The organism is Caballeronia sp. LjRoot34 (genome assembly GCF_964253815.1).
Lineage (GTDB): Bacteria > Pseudomonadota > Gammaproteobacteria > Burkholderiales > Burkholderiaceae > Caballeronia.
Genome location: NZ_CAXUSB020000003.1, coordinates 967911 through 987183, shown reverse-complemented (window position 1 = coordinate 987183; position 19273 = coordinate 967911). Strand labels below are relative to the sequence as shown.

Annotated in this window: 17 protein-coding genes; 11 read left to right on the top strand and 6 right to left on the bottom strand. The window is 61.0% G+C overall.

Annotated features, from left to right (window positions below; all coding sequences use genetic code 11):
• The first annotated feature begins 84 nt into the window (after positions 1 to 84).
• The 3 genes from ACSQ36_RS35410 to ACSQ36_RS35400 all read left to right on the top strand — a co-directional run bounded on the left by ACSQ36_RS35410 (position 85) and on the right by ACSQ36_RS35400 (position 3400).
• Positions 85 to 1041, top strand: a complete 957-nt coding sequence (locus tag ACSQ36_RS35410; protein WP_436185680.1) for an AraC family transcriptional regulator N-terminal domain-containing protein — start codon at positions 85 to 87, stop codon at positions 1039 to 1041.
• A 200-nt stretch (positions 1042 to 1241) separates the two neighbouring features.
• Entirely contained in the window at positions 1242 to 2354 is a 1113-nt protein-coding gene (locus ACSQ36_RS35405) for a porin (protein WP_213768397.1), read from the top strand.
• 2 nt (positions 2355 to 2356) lie between these two features.
• Positions 2357 to 3400: a nucleoside hydrolase gene (locus ACSQ36_RS35400; protein ID WP_436185679.1), complete on the top strand. Its 1044-nt coding sequence runs from the start codon at positions 2357 to 2359 to the stop codon at positions 3398 to 3400.
• Positions 3401 to 3421: 21 nt separating this feature from the next.
• Here ACSQ36_RS35400 and ACSQ36_RS35395 read toward each other — a convergent pair whose 3' ends face one another.
• Positions 3422 to 4330 carry a LysR family transcriptional regulator gene (locus ACSQ36_RS35395; RefSeq protein WP_213768369.1) on the bottom strand — a complete coding sequence of 303 codons (909 nt, stop codon included), beginning with the start codon at positions 4328 to 4330 and terminating at the stop codon, positions 3422 to 3424.
• Between the two features lie 92 nt (positions 4331 to 4422).
• On the opposite strand from ACSQ36_RS35395, the gene ACSQ36_RS35390 reads away from it, so the two are divergent.
• The 3 genes from ACSQ36_RS35390 to ACSQ36_RS35380 all read left to right on the top strand — a co-directional run bounded on the left by ACSQ36_RS35390 (position 4423) and on the right by ACSQ36_RS35380 (position 8415).
• Positions 4423 to 5772, top strand: a complete 1350-nt coding sequence (locus ACSQ36_RS35390) for an NCS2 family permease (protein WP_436185678.1) — start codon at positions 4423 to 4425, stop codon at positions 5770 to 5772.
• Positions 5773 to 5799: 27 nt separating this feature from the next.
• Positions 5800 to 6894 carry an adenosine deaminase family protein gene (locus ACSQ36_RS35385; protein ID WP_436185677.1) on the top strand — a complete coding sequence of 365 codons (1095 nt, stop codon included), beginning with the start codon at positions 5800 to 5802 and terminating at the stop codon, positions 6892 to 6894.
• 210 nt (positions 6895 to 7104) lie between these two features.
• Positions 7105 to 8415 (top strand): MFS transporter, encoded by a 1311-nt coding sequence (locus ACSQ36_RS35380; protein ID WP_436185676.1) that lies wholly within the window; start codon positions 7105 to 7107, stop codon positions 8413 to 8415.
• Between the two features lie 37 nt (positions 8416 to 8452).
• On the opposite strand, the gene ACSQ36_RS35375 is transcribed toward ACSQ36_RS35380, so the two are convergent.
• Complete coding sequence (locus tag ACSQ36_RS35375) at positions 8453 to 9517, bottom strand: AraC family transcriptional regulator (RefSeq protein ID WP_255631749.1); 1065 nt, start codon at positions 9515 to 9517, stop codon at positions 8453 to 8455.
• 363 nt (positions 9518 to 9880) lie between these two features.
• On the opposite strand from ACSQ36_RS35375, the gene ACSQ36_RS35370 reads away from it, so the two are divergent.
• A complete protein-coding gene (locus tag ACSQ36_RS35370) occupies positions 9881 to 10165 on the top strand; it encodes a hypothetical protein (RefSeq protein WP_255631748.1) in 285 nt (94 codons plus the stop codon).
• 274 nt (positions 10166 to 10439) lie between these two features.
• On the opposite strand, the gene ACSQ36_RS35365 is transcribed toward ACSQ36_RS35370, so the two are convergent.
• Complete coding sequence (locus tag ACSQ36_RS35365; protein ID WP_436185675.1) at positions 10440 to 11600, bottom strand: citrate/2-methylcitrate synthase; 1161 nt, start codon at positions 11598 to 11600, stop codon at positions 10440 to 10442.
• A 99-nt stretch (positions 11601 to 11699) separates the two neighbouring features.
• Here ACSQ36_RS35365 and ACSQ36_RS35360 point away from each other — a divergent pair, with 99 nt between their 5' ends.
• The gene (locus ACSQ36_RS35360) at positions 11700 to 12221 is read left to right on the top strand and encodes a DinB family protein (RefSeq protein ID WP_436185674.1); all 522 of its coding nucleotides are present in this window, start codon (positions 11700 to 11702) and stop codon (positions 12219 to 12221) included.
• Between the two features lie 89 nt (positions 12222 to 12310).
• Here the strand turns inward: ACSQ36_RS35360 and ACSQ36_RS35355 are convergent, their stop codons facing one another.
• A complete protein-coding gene (locus ACSQ36_RS35355; protein ID WP_436185673.1) occupies positions 12311 to 12874 on the bottom strand; it encodes an N-acetyltransferase family protein in 564 nt (187 codons plus the stop codon).
• A 324-nt stretch (positions 12875 to 13198) separates the two neighbouring features.
• Between ACSQ36_RS35355 and ACSQ36_RS35350 the strand changes: the two genes are divergently transcribed.
• Together ACSQ36_RS35350 and ACSQ36_RS35345 are read left to right on the top strand one after the other, a co-directional pair.
• On the top strand, positions 13199 to 13948 hold the full coding sequence (locus ACSQ36_RS35350) for an SH3 domain-containing protein (RefSeq protein ID WP_436185672.1): 750 nt from the start codon (positions 13199 to 13201) through the stop codon (positions 13946 to 13948).
• A gap of 239 nt (positions 13949 to 14187) precedes the next feature.
• Complete coding sequence (locus ACSQ36_RS35345) at positions 14188 to 14547, top strand: EamA family transporter (RefSeq protein ID WP_436185671.1); 360 nt, start codon at positions 14188 to 14190, stop codon at positions 14545 to 14547.
• Positions 14548 to 14668: 121 nt separating this feature from the next.
• On the opposite strand, the gene tnpC is transcribed toward ACSQ36_RS35345, so the two are convergent.
• Both tnpC and ACSQ36_RS35335 read right to left on the bottom strand, forming a co-directional pair.
• Positions 14669 to 16081, bottom strand: coding sequence for an IS66 family transposase (tnpC, locus tag ACSQ36_RS35340; RefSeq protein ID WP_436183543.1), 1413 nt, complete (start codon positions 16079 to 16081; stop codon positions 14669 to 14671).
• A 930-nt stretch (positions 16082 to 17011) separates the two neighbouring features.
• Positions 17012 to 18319 carry an MFS transporter gene (locus tag ACSQ36_RS35335; protein WP_213768361.1) on the bottom strand — a complete coding sequence of 436 codons (1308 nt, stop codon included), beginning with the start codon at positions 18317 to 18319 and terminating at the stop codon, positions 17012 to 17014.
• 190 nt (positions 18320 to 18509) lie between these two features.
• On the opposite strand from ACSQ36_RS35335, the gene ACSQ36_RS35330 reads away from it, so the two are divergent.
• Positions 18510 to 19250: a GntR family transcriptional regulator gene (locus ACSQ36_RS35330; protein WP_213768360.1), complete on the top strand. Its 741-nt coding sequence runs from the start codon at positions 18510 to 18512 to the stop codon at positions 19248 to 19250.
• Positions 19251 to 19273 lie beyond the last annotated feature (23 nt).

Sequence of the window (19273 nt, the reverse complement as noted above, 5' to 3'; positions counted from 1 at the left end):
CGTCAATAAAACCACCGCGCGCCTTCCCGGCGATAGACCAATGCTCGCAAGCTCTTGCACAATCCTGCCAATATTGAGCGGATCATGCGTGCGTTGCTTGCCGTGCTTGCAGTTGGCGCGTCTGCCGCTTACCGTGGCGAGATGGACCATCTCGCCGAACTTCGCACGCTGATCACCCGCCACGCCCGCGCCGACATGATGGTCGAAGCGCTCCCGGGCGTCGCCGTCATGGCTTCCGACACAACCACCGAGCCGATCTACCATGTGTACGAACCCACGCTTGCCGTGATCGCCCAAGGCACCAAACGCACAGTGCTTAACGACAAGGTATTCGAATACCGCGCGGGGCAGTACCTGGTAGTGTCCGTCGATTTGCCGATTACCGGTCATGTAGTCAAGGCGAGCGAGCGCGAACCTTTTCTCGCGATGGGGCTGGTGCTGAAGCCGGCGAACATCGCCACCCTGCTGCTCGAGACTGCGACCGGCGACAGGACCGTCGCCGAGCCTCTGGGTCTGGCTATCAGCCATGCATCGCCGGAGTTGCTCGATCCGATCGTGCGCCTGCTTCGCCTGCTGGATCGTCCTGAGGATATCCTCGTGCTCGCGCCCATGCTCGAACGCGAAATTCTCTGGCGGCTGCTAGCGGGCGAACAGGGTGCGATGGTGCGGCAGATCGGTCTCGCCGACAGCCGCTTATCGCAAATCAGTTATGCCATCCGCTGGATTCGCGGCCACTACGCCGAGACGCTCGCGACTGAAGCGCTCGCCGGGCTCGTCGGCATGAGCGTTTCGTCGTTTCACCGGCACTTCCGCGCGGTTACGTCGATGAGCCCGCTTCAATATCAGAAGCGCATACGCCTGCAGGAGGCGCGTGCACGGCTGCTGGCGGAATCGGGAGACGTTGCTGCGGTGGGATTCGAGGTGGGCTACGACAGCCCGTCGCAGTTCAGCCGCGAATACAGCCGCCTGTTCGGCGCGCCGCCAGGCCGGGACGTGGCGCGCTTACGCACCGTGCCGACGCTGGAGCAAGGCATCGCCTGAACGGTCGGACGCACCTGTCAGCGGGTCCTCAACCCGCGCACATTCTCCACACCTGAAGCTCCTTGTATAAATCCATTTGATGGGTTGATAAGAAATCACAATTATTTTTATGGTTTTCGGCTTTGTACAGTCCGATGCACTTACAACGCGCCACGCAACGAAAAACGAGCGCGACAAGAACATTTACTCGCCACCGGACCATCATGAAACTACTCAAGCTTGCTCCTCTCGCGGTGCTGGGCGCCTTCACGGTGTCGTCGTATGCACAGAGCAGTGTCACCCTTTACGGCCTGATTTCAGGAGGTGTCGGCTTCGCGACCAACCAGGGCGGTCACAACGCTTATGAGGCGCTCAGCGGCACGAACCAGAATCCTCGCTGGGGCCTGAAAGGACGGGAAGACCTGGGCGGTGGCTTGAGCGCGGTGTTCCAGCTTGAGAACGGTTTCAACATCATGAGCGGCGCGGCCTCCCAGAACGGCCGCGAATTCGGCCGGCTGGCGTATGTCGGTCTCGCCGATAAAACCTACGGCACGCTGACCCTCGGCCGCCAGTACGACACGATCCACGATTACATCGGCCCGGTGATCATCGCGAGCAACGGCGTGAATATCGGCGATAACGACAACGGTTATAACGACATTCGCGTCCAGAATTCGGTCAAGTACGTGAGCCCGAATTATCGTGGGCTGAAGGCCACCGCCATCTATGGCTTCAGCAATTCGACCGGCTTCGGCGACAACAACGCGTACAGCTTCGGGGTCGGTTACGAGAACGGCCCGCTGAAGTGGAGCGCGGTCTACGCGCAGTACAACCACCCGTACAGCCCCACGAATCAGGACGGCGCGATCTCCAACGACTACGCATCACCCATCCTGATCTTCGATAAGAGCGCGACCAACCCGTCCGTGTTCGCGAGCAAACAGCGCATTGCCGGCACCGGCGGTTTCTACACCATCGGTCGAGCACAATTCGCCGCACTCTTCACCGATGTCCACTACGATTACCTCGACAACTCCCACCTGCACTTGCAGAACTTCGGCGTGAACGTGGTGTACACCATGACCCCGGCGCTGTTCCTCGGCGCGGCCTACGGTTACACGGACGGCAAGTACGACGTCATCAACCAGAAACCGCAGTGGCATCAGGTGAACTTGCAGGCAGACTATTTTCTTTCGAAGCGTACCGACGTAGCGTTGACGGTGATTGGTCAGCTAGCCGCCGGCGACGCGCAGCATGCGCAGATCTTCGCGTTCGCGCAGTCGACCACCACGCGCCAACTGGTCGCGACCATCGGCATGCGCCACGTATTCTGACCATGAGCCAAACTTTTAACGTCCCCCGTCGCACGTTCCTCATGGCATCGGTCGCGCTGACTGCCGGTGCGTTGTTCAACCCGCTCGCGCAGGCTGCCAACGAACGGCGCACGGTGATCATCGACTGCGATCCGGGTCAGGACGATGCCATCGCCATCCTCTTCGCACTCGGTGCGCGCGACCGGCTCGACGTGCGCGCACTGACCGCCGTTGCGGGCAACGTGCCGCTGAACCTGACCGAGCGCAACGCGCGCATCGTGCGTGACTGGGCAGGTCAGACGAAGACCTTGCCGGTGTACGCGGGATGCCCGCGTCCGCTGATGCGCCCGCTGATTACCGCGGCGAACGTACATGGCAAGACCGGCCTTGAAGGCGTGGAATTGCACGAACCGCTGGCGCCGGTCGCTCAGCAACACGCAGTGGCGTATCTCATCGAAACGTTGAAAGCGGCCGCGCCCCACAGCGTGACGATCTGCGCGATCGGACCGCTGACGAACCTGGCGACGGCGCTCACCGAAGCGCCCGAAATCCGCGAAGGCTTGCGCGAAATCGTGCTGATGGGCGGCGCATTCTTCGAGCGCGGCAACATCACGCCGGCCGCCGAATTCAACGTCTACGTCGATCCAGAAGCGGCGAGCATTGTCTTCGCGAGCGGCGTGCCGATCGTCGTGCTGCCACGCGATGTCGCCGTGAAGGCGCCCATCACGCCCGCCCGCATCGCACCCATCCGCGCTATCGGCAACCGTTGCGGCGCGATTGTCGCGGACATCATGGCGGCGGAAGTGAAGTATCAGAAGGGCCGGCGCGGCGTGGAAGAAGCACCCATGTACGACCCCACGGCAGCGGGTTATCTCGTCGACCCGAGCTTGTTCAAGGGCCGGCTGGTCAATGTGGTGGTGGAAACAACCGGGCAATGGACGCTGGGAGAGACCGTGGTCGACTGGAGCGGACATAGTGGCCGTACGCCGAACGCGACCTGGATCACCGACGTCGATGCCGACGCGTTTTATGCCGCGTTGCGGGCCAGCATCGCTACGCTACCTTGAGCCGACGTTGTGACCCATGCTTCAAATGTGCGCGGCAATATAGTCCCAGCACGCTTTCGCATGCGGGCCGCGATCTTCGCCCACCAGCGAGATCAACGCAATGGCACGCGTGACGCGCGGTTTGTCGAGGCGCAGCGCCACGAGCTCGGGATCGTGCAGATGCAATGTGTAAAGGCTCGGCAGCACCGCAATCGCGAGTCCATTGCGCGCCAGCGCGTAGAGCGGCTCGGAGTATTCCATCCGGTACGCCACCGAGAGACGCAATTTTTCATCGCCACTCGTGCGATGCAGCGCGTCGCTCACACTGCCGCGCACGAACACGGCGAGATCGCGGCCGACAAGCTTCGCCCACGGCAGGGTCTTGCGTTTGGCGAGCGGGTCGTCGCGCCTCAGGACCACGACGATCTCGTCTTCGAAGACGTCTTTGAAACGCAGGGCCTCGTGGTTCGCTTCCGGCTCATGCACGCCAATGCCGATGTCCGCGACGCCATCGCGCACAGCGTCGATCAGCGCGCTATTGGGCAGGTCGGTGAGCGTGAAGCGCAGCGACGGCTGTTGTTCGCGGAACGCGTTCAGCACCGGCAGCAGACGCCCCGCCACCGATGGAATCATCGCGATGCGCACCGTCTGCAGTTGCTCGGCGAAGGTGCTGGCCATGTCGTCGAACGTACCGCGCGCGTGGTTGAGCAGGCGTTCGGCGAGCGGCAGTATGCTGGCGCCGGCAGCAGTCAGCGTGAGGCGGTGAGCGGAACGCGCGAACAATGGACCGCCGAGCAGGAACTCGATCTGCCGGATCGCGGCGGTCAGGGCAGGTTGTGTCAGCGAAAGCGATTGCGCCGCTTGTGTGAAGCTGCGCGCATGCGCGAGCGCAACGAAGTACTGCACTTGCCGCAACGTCAGCGCGGGTAAGAGGGACGAACGATCGGACATTGAGCGCCACCGCTTGGGGACAATGCGCCGCAGTATAAAGCGCGACCAAGCCGGCACAGGTAAAGGAAATAATAGTGAACAAGGAATCTTCGATGGCTTCTCCCGACCTCGCCGCACCAAAAACATCGGGCGGCTGGCTGGATCGCCGCTTTGCATTGAGCGCCCGCAATACCAGCGTGCGCATCGAGACGCTTGCAGGCATTACGTCGTTTCTCGCGGCGGCGTATCTGCTCGTCGTGATCCCGTCGCTGCTCGCAACGGGCGGCATGGATCGGGGTGCGGCGACCACGTCGACCATCATCGTTTTTGTTTTGAGCACCATTTTCATGGGGCTTTATACGAATCTGCCGTTTATCGTCGGGCCTGGGATTGGCGGGTCGGTGATCCTTGGCGTGACGCTGGCGGCGACCGAACACGTCGCCTGGCAAACCGGTCTCGGCATTGCGTTTATCTCCGGCGTGCTGTTTCTGATTCTCACGCTGGTCGGCGCACGCAGTCTGGTCGTGCGGCTGATCCCGGCTCAGATCAAGCTCGGCCTGGGCGCGTCCATCGGGCTCTTTATCGCGGTGCTTGGCTTCCGTAACGCGGGTATGGTGATCGCAAACGCAAAGACCAATGCGCTGGCCCTCGGCGATTTTTCACGGCCCGGCACGATTGTCGCGTTGATTGGTTTGGCCGCAGCCGTGGTGTTGCAGGGGCGACGCATTCCCGGCGCCATTCTCTGGGCAATCCTGATCGCGGCGGCGGCGGGCGTACCGCTGGGCGTCACGCATCTGCCGCAATCCATGATCTCGTTGCCGCACGACATCATGCCCGTTGCGTTCAAGCTCGATATTCCGGGCGCGCTGACCGTGGCTGCCATTCCTTATTTGTTCGTGTTCTTCGCAGCCGAATTTTTCTCGACACTGGGCACGACGCTCGCGGTCGGCGCCAAAGCGAACCTGCTCGATGAAAACGCCAACCTGCCGAATATCAACCGGCCGTTCCTCGTCGATTCGATCGCAGCCACGCTCGGCCCCGTGTTCGGTATTCCAGCGCTCACGGCGCTGGTCGAATCGGCGGCGGGCGTGGAAGCGGGCGGGCGCAGCGGCCTCTCATCGCTGGCTGCGGCAGGCATGTTCACGTTGATGCTGCTGTTCGTACCGGTCGCGCTCGCGATTCCGAAGGAAGCCACCGCGCCGGCGCTGATCCTGATCGGCCTGTCGATGTTCAGCACGATCCGCCACGCGCATTTCGACGATTTCACGGACGCTTTCCCGGTCCTTTCCATGGTCCTGCTCACGCTGATGTCGAACAGTTTCGGCACAGGGATTGCGGGCGGCTTGTTGTGTTTCGTGATCGTGAAGCTGCTTGCAGGCCGCTTTAAAGAAGTCCCCTGGGGTCTTGTCGTGCTGGCGATTCCGCTCGGTTATTACTTCTGGACCGTTGTTAAACACCATTAATCCTGCACTCCCGCAAGTACCTGGAATATGAACGAGACATTTGGCAATGTGCCCGCTTCACGCACCGGCATCAAGATCACGCCTGCGCATCGGGCATTTTTCAAGGCAATCCCGAAGGTCGAACTGCACTGCCATTTGCTGGGCGCGGTTCGGCACCAGACGTTTATCGCGTTGGCCGAAAAAAGCCGTGCGCCGATCGAGCGGGCGGAGATCGATGCGTTTTATACGCGCGGCGAGAAGCCGGTTGGCGTGTTGCGCGTGCTGCGCGCGCTTGATGAATACCTGCTCACCAACGCCGATGACCTGCACCGCATCACGTACGAATATCTGGAGGACGCCGCCGCGCATAACGTGCGCCACGCAGAATTCTTCTGGAATCCCACCGGCACGGTACGGGTATCGAAGATTGCGTACGGCGATGCGCAGGCCGGCATTGTCGCGGCGATCCGCGATGCATCGCGGGACTTTGGAATGTCCGCGCTGCTGATTCCAAGTATTGACCGGGAGGCCGATCCCGACGAAGCGGTGACCCTGGTCGAGTGGATGAAAGCCCATCGCGCCGATGAAGTCGCCGGCATTGGCGTGGATTATCGTGAAAATGACCGGCCGCCGGAATTGTTCTGGAAGGCTTATCGCAATGCCCGAAATGCAGGCTTCAAGACTACCGCGCATGCGGGCGAGTTCGGCATGCCTTGGCGCAATGTGGAGACTGCGGTTGAGTTGCTGAAGGTGGATCGTGTCGATCACGGTTATACGATCGTCGATAATCCCGCGCTGGCCGCCAAATATGCCGCGTCTGGCCTGGTGTTCACGGTCGTGCCTAGCAACTCTTATTACTTGCGCATTTTGCCGCCGGAGAAATGGGCGGAGTTGCATCCGATCCGCCGCATGCCCGGGCTTGGTTTGAAGATTCATCCAAATACCGACGACCCGGCGCTGCACAAGGTGAATCCGAGTGAAGCGTGGGAACTGATGTTCAGCCATTTCGGCTTTGGCATCGGCGATTTGAAGGGTTTCATGCTCAACGGCATTGACGGAGCATGGGTCGATGGCGCGACGCGCGACGCGTGGCGAGCCCAATGGCCGGGTGAATTTGACGCGTTGGCCGAGCAGTTGCCATAGGGGTTGGATAGGTTTTGGGGGTTGGATAGGTTTTGGGGGTTGGACGGGTTTTGGGGGTTGGACGGGTTTTGGGCGCTGGCGGTCGGTGGGGATGTTGGAGGCCGGGTCAGCGTCGATGGGGCCCCAAGCACAAATAGTCGCGTTGCCTTATCATTCCCCCGCATCGCCCAAGCCCAAGATAGCAACTCATGCGTAACGCGTGCGTAACTTATGCGTATCGGCACCGCCGCCCCCAAGACCGCGCCTATGCACCCCGCAGCAGACCACCTGACCCACACCCCAAAAGCAAAACCCGCCCGCGTCGTCCTGGCTACCATCATCGGTAACGCGTTTGTCGCGTACGACTTCACGGTCTACAGCTTCTCCGCCGTCATCATCGGCAAGCTATTCTTCCCGTCGCACAACCCGCTGTCCTCACTGCTGCTCTCGCTTGCGACCTTCGGTGCGGGCTTCGTCATGCGCCCGCTCGGGGCAATCATCATCGGGCAGATCGCCAACAGCCGGGGCCGCAAAGCCGGCATGACCTGGTCGCTCGCATTCATGACACTCGGCACATGGCTGATCGCCTGCCTGCCCACGGTTGCTTCCATTGGCCCGGCTGCAACGGTGTTGATGGTTCTCGCGCGACTCATGCAGGGGCTCGCGGCAGGAGGCGAGATCGGGCCGGCGTCGGCCGTGCTGATGGAGTCGGTCCCGCGCAACCGCCGCTGTTATCTCACCAGTTGGCGTGGCGCGAGCCAGGGCGCGGCCGCATTTGCCGCCGCGATGGTCGGCGCAACTACCACCGAGCTGCTCTCGCCGGCCGACATGCACGAATGGGGATGGCGGATTCCGTTTGTGCTCGGTGGGTTGATCGGCCCCGTCGGCTGGTATCTGCGCCGGAGCATGCCTTCAGTTGTCGTGGAGGTACCCAAGCGCCCCCGGCTCGCGACTCTGTTCTCAAAGCATGGCCGCCCGTTGTTCTACGGAACATTGATGATGGCCGCGCCGTCGATCGGTATCTACATCACGGTGTTCTATATGCCGAGCTATCTGGTGCGTACATTGCATCGGCCCCCGGCCATCAGCCTGCTGACCGCCAGCCTGTCCGGTCTCGTGATCCTGGTGGCGAACCCGCTGGTGGCCCGGATCGCCGACGGCCAAAAGCGCCGCAAGCCAATCCAGTACCTGGCGCTCGTGATCTGTCTTGTGCTGACTTACCCGGCCTTCTTCGCCTTGAGAATGGGCGTAGGCAATGTCACCGCGCTGCTGATCATCCTTGGGTATGTGGCGGTCGCGCTCAGCAATGCCGGCGCGAGCACGGTGATGATGCTGGAGGCCTTTGCGCCGCAACATCGCGCCGCCGCGCTTTCCATCATGTACAGCTTCGGCGTGGCGATTTTCGGCGGCTTCTCGCCGCTTATCGTCACGTGGCTGATCGCCGCGACCGGCAATCCGATGATACCCGCGTGGTATCTGATCGCCGCCATCTGCATCACGCTTTTTGCCCTGCAGCGCTTCCCCGAAACGGCGCCCGACTGATTGGGCTGGCGCGCCGGGTTATCGCGGGGTTATCGCGCTATCTGCCGCCCGGCCCGTACGACGACATCAGGTCCAGCTTGCTTGCCCGCTGCAACTCGAGCGCGCGAGCGCGCGCATCTTGCGGGCTCATGCCGTAGGCGCGGCGAAACGCGCGCGTAAAATCCGACGCGCTGTTGAACCCCAGCCCGTAGGCAATATCGACAACCTGAAGGTGGGGGAAGCGGACCAGCTCGTCAGCCGCCTCGCGCAAACGGCGATTGCGGATATACGCGCCCAGTCCGCCCTCATGCTCGAACCAGCGGTAGATCGTGGCGCGCTTCAAGTGCAACGCATCCACCACGCTGGTTGGCGAAAGATCAGGCTGGTTGAGATTCGCTTCGACATACCGCCGCACCTGGCTCATCATGGCCGCCTGCACCGCCGCGCGGGCGTCGCCGGTCAGCCTTGCCTGCTTGCGGAAAGCCGCGAGCAGCAGTTGCGCGCCGGCATCCATTTCCCGCGCCGCCTGCGCCGCGTTCATTCCGGCCAGGTCGCGGCTCAGCGCCAACGCGTGATTCGTCACCAGTTGGGTCAACGGCGCGCCGTGCTCGACCGCGCGCCCATGAATCGAATCCGCGTCTGGAATCGCGGCCTCCACGACCGCTCTCGGCACGAACATGGTCAACACCTGGCACGCAGACCGCTCGGTGCGAAACGGCTGGTCCATGTCGAAAACGACTATTCCCTGAATCGGATTCGGGGCGCTGCGTTTCTTCTGCATGCCCACTACCGCGTCGACCTCGCCCTGGACGAATATGTGGAAAACATAGTCCCGCCGAACGTCGGCGGACACTCTCGCAACCGAGCGTTCAAGCGACATGGCGTCGGTGACGGCATCCGTGAAGATGAAATCGCCCACTGCATACCGGTCGATACGGCCGTTAAAGCCGCCCGCGATCTGCGCCTTTGAAGGCAGGACATCGACGACATGCCCCACCCGGTCGCGCCAGGCGAGGAGCTGCTGGTCCACCTCCGAGGCGTACGTGCTGAAACTGCTGCGGACGATGCCAGCGTCCGGCGCGGCAGCCTGAGCGAGCCCGTCGCGGCGGGTATACGAAGCCATTTTCATTACCTGTTAGTGCCTCCAAACAGCCGATCCATCCTGCCCGGGTCGCGATGATCAATTTATTTCGAGAACTGAGACATAGGGTAAAGCCTGCCAAAAACTGTGCGCTATCTTCAGATTAATAACTTCGCTGTCCATTCCGCATCATGAGAGGCAAATGCCTTGTTTACGGCATTGCAAGCGGGAAGCGCAGGCTTTTCCATCAAAAGGCGGCGGGAGCGGGAAACAAAACCGCCCCGCTCGTTCATCGCCATGGGTATGGGTATTGGCAGAATGAGCAGCCTGATCAGCGATGTCCGGACGAATTGATTGCAGCACCCTTCCTGAGGCAGCTCAGCGAAGCAGACGAGATATCAGCAAATGAGCGCTTTAAAGAAAGCACCGTCGCTTAATCCCGGCAACTTGATGCCCGCAAGTTTAGCCGATCACCAGCTTGACCATATCGAACGCATGGTCAGGTCCGTCGTGCGCGTCAGTTCGGCTGGACCCGTCCACGGCATGGACCAGGAGTACTGGGAAAGCCGGCTCCGGGTCCTGATGAATGAGAGCGATCTTGTGGCCGTGCAACAACACCGGGTGAAACGATTGTTACTGGATCTGGCCAAGCGCGCACGGCCGAACGCACTGACACAAACGGCAGCGTGAATCGCGAAAGGACGAGCGGAGGTCTGGAGAACGAGCGGTAAGCGCAGGCACGGGTAGCGACCTGGAAGCCTATTGAGGGCGGTCACACGGGATCGACAGCGAATCTCGCCGATGCCGCGCGCAATCGCCACGACTGGCATCAAGCCGGTGATCTATGAGCATTCGGCTTCGAGCAAATCGTCGATGCTTACCGCTTCCTTGCAAGCACAGCACATTTCGGAAAATCGCCATCGACCTGGATGCTTGAACTAATGAGTCTGCCGCTCGGGCAGACTCACTCCGCGGGCTTCGGTTGTAACCCGACATAACGTGCGCGAGGCCGGATCAGGCGGCCCGTTTGCGCTTGCTCCAGCGCGTGAGCGAGCCAGCCAGCACAGCGCGCAAGCGCGAACAGCGACAGCGGCGCATGCGCCGGCAGATCGAACGCAGCGGCAAGAACCGCCAGCGCGAAGTCAACGTTCGGCCGCTCGCCAACCGCCCTCTCCACGCACGCGGCAAGTTCCGCGTAGAGCCGCGGCACGCTTACTGTGCTGAGCAGAGCGCTCGCCCTTGGGTCCCCATCGGCATATAGCGGATGCCCGAACGCCGGAAACGCGCGGCCTTGCGCCAGCCAGTTATGCACGGCCGCTTCAGGGCCGATATCGGCTGCCAACTCGATCAGCGCGCGAACCGACGACGACGCCCCTCCATGCAACGGTCCAGTGAGCGTAGCGAGGCCAGCCAGCACGCCAGCCGATAACGACGCGCCGGTGGACACGGTGACGCGCGCCGCGAAGGTCGATGCATTCAGTTCATGATCGGCGAGTAAAACGAGGGCGCGCCGAATTGCGTCTTCCGCCTCGCTGCGTCCCCACGATACGGCCAGGCGCTCGCTTAACGTGCGTCCTGCGCGCGAAGAAGCTGTACCGCCAAGGATGGCCTGTGCAAGCGTCGAAAGCACGCTGGCGGCCTCGTCTCGCAGCACAGCAGGCGTGCGTCCACTCGATGGCAAATCACGCGCGCTACGCCTGGCCAAAGCGACGAGACTCGCGGTCAAAGGATCGTCGGCGCCGGCGGCCTTGCGCGCAACCGATGGTTTGATCAAGACCGCATCGGTCTCCCATAACAGCCCGGTGACTTCCTCAAACGACGCCGCGTTCGCGAGCTCGACGGCATCCCGCCCGCGATACCAAAGCTTGCCGTTCGATACCGTCGAGATAGCGGAAAGCAAAACGGGATCACCCCAGTCGATTGTCTGCGCCGCGACCTTCTCCACCTTGCGTTGTCCGCTACGGCGCTCCGCCATCCGCAATACATCGTCGCGGTGATAAAGGCTGCGGCGAGGGTCTGTCTTATCGGGCTTTGCGCGGATTTTTCCGCGACTCACGTTCGCATACAGCGTCTGCGCGCGGACGTTCAATACGCTCAAGGCCTCGGCCGCCGTCATCCATGCCATGGGGATCTCACATTGATGAATTGAATCAAGATTGACGTCAACTCTATCAATATTAATATCCATGCAGGACGAACGATTTAAAGCCGCAAGGAGGACGACATGCAGAGCCTGTTCAAACAGCACTTCGACACATTCGCGCGCTACAACGCCTGGGCGAACACACGACTCTTCGATGCCGCCGCGCTCCTCAGCGACGCCGATTATCGAGCGGACCGGGGCGCGTTTTTCAGATCGGTACACGGGACGCTCAATCACTTGCTCGTGACCGACCGCGTATGGATGTTTCGTTTCACCGGCGAGGGGAATTCACCTGACAGGCTCGACGCGATCCTCTTCGAGGAACTTGAGTCGCTGCGCCATGCGCGTGAGAGGGAGGATGCACGGATCGTGCGGCACGTAACGGGGCTTGATGACGCTTCGCTGGAAGGTTCGATCACGTACCGGCGTGTCTCCACGCCGGACGCGATCACGCAACCTCTCGCGCCCGCACTCGCGCATTGGTTCAATCACCAGACGCATCACCGTGGCCAGGTGCATGCGCTGCTGACCGGTATAGCGGGACGAGCGCCGGAACTTGATCTGCTTTTTTACCAACGTCTCGCGGAGAAGGGGCTTGCTTGAGCGACAGCTATCGCGTGCCACGCTGTTTTCCTGTTTGTCAGGGAACTGCCGCCCGCGCTTGCCGCTGCGATGAAGCGGTTAGCAGTTACTCAGGTCCCGCCGAGCGCGCAACAGTATCGAAGCTCGGTCAGCCACTTGCCGCCGAGTTGAACGCCTCTGCTCGAGTTATCGCAGACAAAGCCGCTTCGTTTATAGAAGGCGCGCGCGCGACGATTGTCCAGCAAGACCCACAGGGCGACATCGGTATATCCCGCGGACTGCAGCGCGTGCCGGGCAGCATCGATCAATCGCTTGCCGACGCCTTTGCGCCAGAAAGCCGGCGCGATGTAAAGCGTCTCCACTTCGGCCCAGCGATGATCCTTGTCCCCGTCCCGTGAGTCCCCGAATGCGACCCAACCGAGAATCGCTTCGTCGGCATCAGCATCGGCATGAGCGATCAGCACCCGGGGCCTTCCGGCGATGATCGACTTACGCCATGCCTCGCTTCGTTGCGCCACGGCCAGATTCGCCAGGTAGGCCTCGGGCAGGATTCCCCGATAAGCCGCCTGCCATGAGTCCACGTGAATCGTGGCGATAGCCTGCGCGTCTTCGACCGTGGCCTCGCGTATTCCAACAAGCATGCGGTGTCCCTGGTTGATGTTGGTTGCGACCATGACGCCGCTTCGAGCGTCTCCATCTCGGGCGGGAGCGCCGCGATCCTCGTAATCCTCATGTCAGGTGTTGTCGCCATTCTGCGTCAACGGTGGGTTCGCTGCGGCGATGCTTGAGCGGACCCCAAGCGCTGCGGGTCATCGGGGACGGATTCAAGTTTATCCAAATTTCTGTTTCGGGAGGTTTCACCCGCATAGACGCCATGAAGAGTGAACTCCATACTTGCTTAATCCGTCCGGCTTTCGGGATGTCGGGATCGAATACTGCTATTAAGGGGACGGTTCCCGATAAGCATCGGAAGTCGCACTCCAACGATGAGAGGCCACATGCGAAAACAATTGCTTCAATGGGGTTGTATTGGATTTGCGGGGTTACTGGCGATGCCGGGCGTGACGTTCGCGCAGCAGCAGGCGTACACGAATAGCCCGGTCAACATGCGCGCCGGGCCGGCGAGCGACTATCCGATCGTGACTCAATTGCCGGGCGGCGTGCCCGTCACGGTCATGGGTTGCGTCAGTGGCTACACCTGGTGCGACGTGGTGGTGCCCAACTTGCGCGGCTGGGTCTACGCGGGGCGTCTCAGCTATCCGTATCAGGGTGGCAATGTACCGATCCTGACTTACGGAACCACGATCGGTTTGCCTATTGTGACGTTTTCCATCGGTTCGTACTGGGGCAGTTATTATCGCGGCCGCCCTTGGTATAACCAGCAATCACGCTGGGCGAATCATCCGCCTCCTGGGCGCGGTCCCGGCCGCCCGCCGGGTTATGGCGGACGTCCTCCGCCGGGACCTCAGCCCGGTCATGGCGGCGGTCGTCCTCCTGGACCGCCACCGGGCCAAGGTGCGGGTGGGCGTCCTCCCGGACCACCGCCGGGTCAAGGTGCAGGTGGGCGTCCTCCCGGACCACCGCCCGGTCATGGCGCTGGCGGCCGCCCTCCAGGGCAGCCCGGCGGCGGTGGGCGCCCTCAGGGACCACCGCCGAGTCATGGCGGCGGAGGGAACAATGGTGGTGGCCACGGCGGTGGGGGGCAAGGCGGCCACGGCGGTGGAGGCAACCAGCAGCAGCACGGTTAACCGCTATCTTTTGACGGTCGGCGGCAATGGTGCGCCTCTGCGCCGCCGGCAACATGCGGGCGACGACGGAAACATCGCGGGTTTCGCGTCGCTTGCGCCTGCGCCAGGCATTTGGAAATTTGCCTTCCCGACCAGGCGCCTGCTTCGGCGGGCGCTTGAAGCATCGATAAGAAAAGAAAACGCTACCCGTGCAACGCGGGATAGCAGAACACTCGAGTCAGGAATAATGCTGCAAGCCGATGTTTCGACGCCGTGCAAGCGTTAAGACTTCCGCCGCCAAGATGGCTTTTGTGCTGCTCTGGTCGGGAGGATTCCCGATAGCGAAGATGGCAGTCGGATATGCACCGCCGCTAACCTTGCTGGCGTTGCGATATGGATGCACCGTCTGCCTGCTCATCCCGCTCTTCGTCATCACCAAGCCTGCGCTGCCGAAGAATCGAACTGCCTGGGGAAATGTCGGGTTGGTGCTTTCAGTGTTAGTGGTCGGGGTCTATGCTGGGTTGGTGCTTTCAGTGTTAGTGGTCGAGGGTCAATGCCGGGTTGGTGCTTTCAGTGTTAGTGGTCGGGGGTCAATGCCGGGTTGGTGCTTTCAGTGTTAGTGGTCGAGGGTCAATGCCGGGTTGGTGCTTTCAGTGTTAGTGGTCTGCAAGAGTTGGATTTTCTCTTTATCACTATTAGCCACTGTGCGTGGCGGCACGTCATTTCTTTGTCCAAAGGTAACTAGTCAGCCGCTAAAGGCGAAGGGACGTGGCCAGCGAAGCTAAGAGCGAGCGCGGCCATGAGTGGGCGGCGTTGTTTGCGCAGGGTAGCCAGATACGATCGGATGGTGCAAAACGCCTGAAGTCCGCTCGCTGTGCGGAAGCATCCCGAGACTTTTTGTTTGAGCTTGGGCATGCGGATATCGCGTTCGGCCTGGTTATTGTCGAACGGCACGCGATGGTCGGCCACGAAACGCCACACTTGCGCGGTATGACGCTCCAGGCGCCCCAGCAGATTGTAGGCTTCGCTTTGTTTGATTCTGCCGCGCACATCTTCACGCGTGGGGTCGCGCGCTTGTTGCGGGTTGAGCTTGCGGCCTTCTCTGATCAGGGCGCGGCTGCGTCGCCGATAGTAGTTGGTGCGCGTGCGGCTCAAGCCCGTGCGGCCGCAGGCAATGCTGTCATCGACCTCGCGCTTGGCCTGGCGCAGCAGCTTGAGCATGTGTTCGGCCCAGGGCTGCTGGGTGGATTCCCACACCCCGATCAACTCGCGCAGATGATGCGCGTTGCATAACGCATGCTCGCACTCGTAGTAGGAGTAAGGCACCCAGCCATCGTGCACTGCGATCCCGGTAAATGAGGGCAGGATACCGAAACTGTCCAGTGCTTCGCGCCCACGCGTGCGGTGCGAGCCATACCACGTCAGCGCCTGGGTCGAGGCCGTGTGCAGCCAGTGCAGGGTACGTCCCACGCGCATGCCGGTTTCATCGAAATGCACGACCGGCGCGCTTTGCAGCGCTTGCCCAATGAGTTCAACGGCCGGACTCAACATCCGTGCCGCTTGCGTGATGCAGTTTTGCACCGTGCCCGAACTCATGCTCAGGCCAAACAGGTCGCGCAACGCCTGCGAGGTACGCTCCAGGGGCAACTGCTGATATTGCGTCAGATAGACCGCCGCCGCCTGGATCTGGCTGCCGTACTGCACCGCCTGGCTTACGCCTTTGGGAAACTCGGCCCGATGTAATTGGCCGCAGCCGCATTGCGCCCGCTCCACGCGATGGGCTGTCACCTCAAACCGGATCACCGGCAAATCGATGACCTGGCGCTCTTCGGCCAGCACTGAAATGCGATCGGGCATGATTTCTTTCCCGCAGTTATCACATACCCGACTCACGCGATGAATCTCAACGTGATCTGGCTGCGCCACGCGTTTGAGTGTCTTGCCCTCATGACCTGGCTGAGCGCCTGGCATGGCGCCGCTCGCCGTGCGCTGCGACTTGGGTTTGGGTTTGCGCTTCAAGCCATCCGAGGACGGTGGCTTGCTTGAGTTGTGGCTGTCCTTCTCCAGCTTCGCTTCAATCTCATTCAGACGCCTCACCAACTCAATGATGAGCGCGTCTTTCTGCTCGTCCGTTAGATTTTTAAGGTTGGGCACTAATGTCATCTCCGAATCATGCCGAGCTTCGCAGCAGTTTACAAGTGCTGACTAGTTACGTCCAAAGCGACAAAGAAACGAAGCAAAGAAAACGCTTTAACCGCTCTACCCTAAGTGTCCACAGCGTGCAGTTTTCATTCATAGGTGCCCCAAAAGCACGGTGCTCGCCAGAGCGGAGGATGTTTGAACCCCTCCTTCTCGCGAATCCTGACACGAACACGCTTCGCCCCGTACGCTCTCGGGCAAGCACAATTGCTAAGGAACCCGCACGGCCTTACAGGTATTTATGGCTGCGGTTTTTTGACAGGTTAGCTACCGGGTTTGTGCGACCGTATTCATAGGCCACAGCTTCATGCGTGTTTGTGGTTACTGCTTCAGTTTTTGTGAATTGACTGCGCGTTCTGTACAGCTATTTTCGTCGGTTACGGCCGCCCGCATCTTCGCGACCTCATTTCCAGCAGGGTTGGCGACGTGGTTCGAGGCGCGTACACATTTGGAGGGAGGTTGTCCGCGGATAGCGCGGGGTGCTCCTTGGGCAGGTTCAATCACTGGTGGCGAAGCGTGTGGGTATCGGTGTTCGGAGAAAGAGGGGTTCAAACATCCGTGGCTCTGGCGAGCACCGTGCTTTTGGGGCACCTATGAATCAAAACTGCACGCTGTGGACACTTAGGGTAGAGCGGTTAAAGCGCTTTCTTTGCTTCGTTTCTTTGTCGCTTTGGACAAAGAAATGACGTGCCGCCACGCACAGTGGCTAATAGTGATAAAGAGAAAATCCGACTCATGCAAGCCGCTAACGCCGAAAGCAGCAACCCGGCATAGACCCCTGACCACTAACGCTGAAAGCAGCACCCCGGCATAGACCCCGACCACTACCCCCCAAACCACCACCCCCGACCAACATCCCCTCCCCGTCCACCAGCGCGAGCGCCCCTAACCTGGTAAATCCTGCCCCTTCGTTTCCGGCGCGAACGGAATCACCGCCAACCCGATCACAAACGCGATAGCGGTCAGCGCAATAGGCATGCCGAGCGTCTTCATGTGCAACACCATCGCGCCGATCCCAAAATTCACAATGGCCCCGAAGAAGCGCCCTATCGAAGTGCAGAACGCAAACGCCGTCGCTCGAACGCGAGTCTCGAACTGCTCCGGCAGCCACAAACTGAACAACGCGAAATTACCGCCAAAAAACCCAAGCACGACCAGTAACGCGATGAACGGCACGAGTCCATTCTCGAGATAAAACGCCCAACCAAACGCCAGTGCGATCGACACCGCCATACCCACGAAGTACACCGCGAGCGTGAGTTTCCGCCCAATACGTTCAGCCATCGGCGGCAACGCGAGACAGCCGATGATCGTTCCGATGGACAACAAACCCGTCGCAATCGACGCAGTCCGTGATGCATCCGCCTTCGTCATTCCAGCCTTGGTCGCAAGCTGAATAACCGCCGACGGTTCATACACCGCGCCAGCCCACAGTCCAATAATCGCAACAGTCAGCAACACAGTCGCAACGATGGTGCGCTGCCGATATTGCGCCGAGAAAATCGATCGCAGCGAACCCGCCTTCTTGACCACGGTCGCTTCGACCTTCTGCCACTTGTCGGTTTCCTTCACGCGCAGCAACACGACAATGGACACCACCACCGGCACGATGCCGACAAGGAACATCGCGCGCCAGCCGAAGGTCGCGCCGATCGTATAGTTGAGTGCGGCGGCCATGAAGAAGCCCGCGTAATACCCCGTCTGGAGATACCCCGCGCCCATCTTGCGGCGATCCTCCGGCCACGCTTCCGCCACATAGGTCCCGGCCAGCGCCCACTCCCCGCCAATACCCACGCCCGCAAGAAAACGATAGATACCCAGCTCCCAGACGGTATGTGAAGTCGCCGCGAGTCCGGTAAAGATCGCGAAGGTGAAAATAGTGGCGGCGAGCACCTTGGTGCGTCCGAAGCGGTCAGCGAGTGGCCCCCAGATGAACGACAGCCCCCAACCCACAAGGAACAGCGCGAACAGGATGGAGCCTGCCAGCCCGACATTCGCGGGCGTGGCTGCATAGCCGGACTTCGGCAGCAGTTCAGTCAGCGCAGGCGCCAGCACCAGTGCATAGATGAACGAGTCCATGCCATCGAGCGTCCATCCGGCCCAGGCACCCCAGAAGCCTACGATCTGTGTCCGGTTCAGTGGCGTACGGATGCGCCGGTTGGCGCCTATCGAACGTTCCAGCGTGCTTGGCATGACTGTCTTCCTGGTAGGTGTAAACCTGAATGAGTCTGATATGAACGACGCGCTCTGTTTGCGAGTCCGGACGTCTGCGCTTGAGCACCGGGTCTGCTTTTCAGGCCTCAAAAGTTCATTTTCATATATAATATTTGAAAATGAGCTGTTGACCACTCCGCACTTGTACCTAGCTTCGGTAGAAAAAAGCATGAAAAACGAGCTGAATCCCCTTTTTCGCGAGGCGCAATTCGAGCCACGCCAGAGCACGTCGCGTTATATAGCGGACGCGTTGCGCTCGGCTATCGTGGAAGGCACGCTGCTGCCGGGCGAACCGTTGCGTCAGGACGCTATTGCCAGGCAGTTCTCCGTCAGCGCCATTCCTGTGCGCGAGGCGTTCAGGCAGCTGGACACCGAGGGCTGGGTCACCATCGAGCAGAACCGTGGTGCGTCGGTCAGCCTGCAATCGCCCGATGAGGCCCGCGAGATCTATGAGATCCGCGCATCGCTGGAAAGTCTGGCGATCGGCATTGCGATCGAGCGCCATACAGACGCAACACTGGCCGAGGCGCGCCGATTGCTCGAGGCCGCCGCCAGCGAACAGGATCAGGCGCTGTATGTAGTACGTAATGAGCAGTTCCACATGAGCCTGTACGCGCCCGCTGAGCGCCCCCATTTGATGGAGTTGATTGGTACGATGCATCGGCGGGGCGAGCGTTATCTGCGGCTCAAGTTCGGCATGCCCACGTTCAAGGGACAGTCCGACGCCGAGCACGAAGCCATTCTTGACGCACTGCACGCCCGCGATATCGAAGCGGCGCAAACGCTGGTCGCACGCCATCTGCTCGCGACCGGCGAACTGGTTTATCGTTTTCTCCACGACGCTCAAGTGCAGGCTCAGGCCACGCAGCCAAAGAAGCGTCGCCGTCCTTCCACTGCGCGGTCAGCCTGAGCGCTGATTTCGTTCCGCTGATC

Coding starts and splice junctions, on each gene's coding strand:
- ACSQ36_RS35410 (WP_436185680.1), top strand. CDS start 85: ATGCGTGCGTTGCTTGCCGTGCTTGCAGTTGGCGCGTCTGCCGCTTAC.
- ACSQ36_RS35400 (WP_436185679.1), top strand. CDS start 2,357: ATGAGCCAAACTTTTAACGTCCCCCGTCGCACGTTCCTCATGGCATCG.
- ACSQ36_RS35395 (WP_213768369.1), bottom strand. CDS start 4,330: ATGTCCGATCGTTCGTCCCTCTTACCCGCGCTGACGTTGCGGCAAGTG.
- ACSQ36_RS35390 (WP_436185678.1), top strand. CDS start 4,423: ATGGCTTCTCCCGACCTCGCCGCACCAAAAACATCGGGCGGCTGGCTG.
- ACSQ36_RS35385 (WP_436185677.1), top strand. CDS start 5,800: ATGAACGAGACATTTGGCAATGTGCCCGCTTCACGCACCGGCATCAAG.
- ACSQ36_RS35380 (WP_436185676.1), top strand. CDS start 7,105: ATGCGTATCGGCACCGCCGCCCCCAAGACCGCGCCTATGCACCCCGCA.
- ACSQ36_RS35375 (WP_255631749.1), bottom strand. CDS start 9,517: ATGGCTTCGTATACCCGCCGCGACGGGCTCGCTCAGGCTGCCGCGCCG.
- ACSQ36_RS35370 (WP_255631748.1), top strand. CDS start 9,881: ATGAGCGCTTTAAAGAAAGCACCGTCGCTTAATCCCGGCAACTTGATG.
- ACSQ36_RS35365 (WP_436185675.1), bottom strand. CDS start 11,600: ATGGCATGGATGACGGCGGCCGAGGCCTTGAGCGTATTGAACGTCCGC.
- ACSQ36_RS35360 (WP_436185674.1), top strand. CDS start 11,700: ATGCAGAGCCTGTTCAAACAGCACTTCGACACATTCGCGCGCTACAAC.
- ACSQ36_RS35355 (WP_436185673.1), bottom strand. CDS start 12,874: ATGGTCGCAACCAACATCAACCAGGGACACCGCATGCTTGTTGGAATA.
- ACSQ36_RS35350 (WP_436185672.1), top strand. CDS start 13,199: ATGCGAAAACAATTGCTTCAATGGGGTTGTATTGGATTTGCGGGGTTA.
- ACSQ36_RS35345 (WP_436185671.1), top strand. CDS start 14,188: ATGTTTCGACGCCGTGCAAGCGTTAAGACTTCCGCCGCCAAGATGGCT.
- ACSQ36_RS35335 (WP_213768361.1), bottom strand. CDS start 18,319: ATGCCAAGCACGCTGGAACGTTCGATAGGCGCCAACCGGCGCATCCGT.
- ACSQ36_RS35330 (WP_213768360.1), top strand. CDS start 18,510: ATGAAAAACGAGCTGAATCCCCTTTTTCGCGAGGCGCAATTCGAGCCA.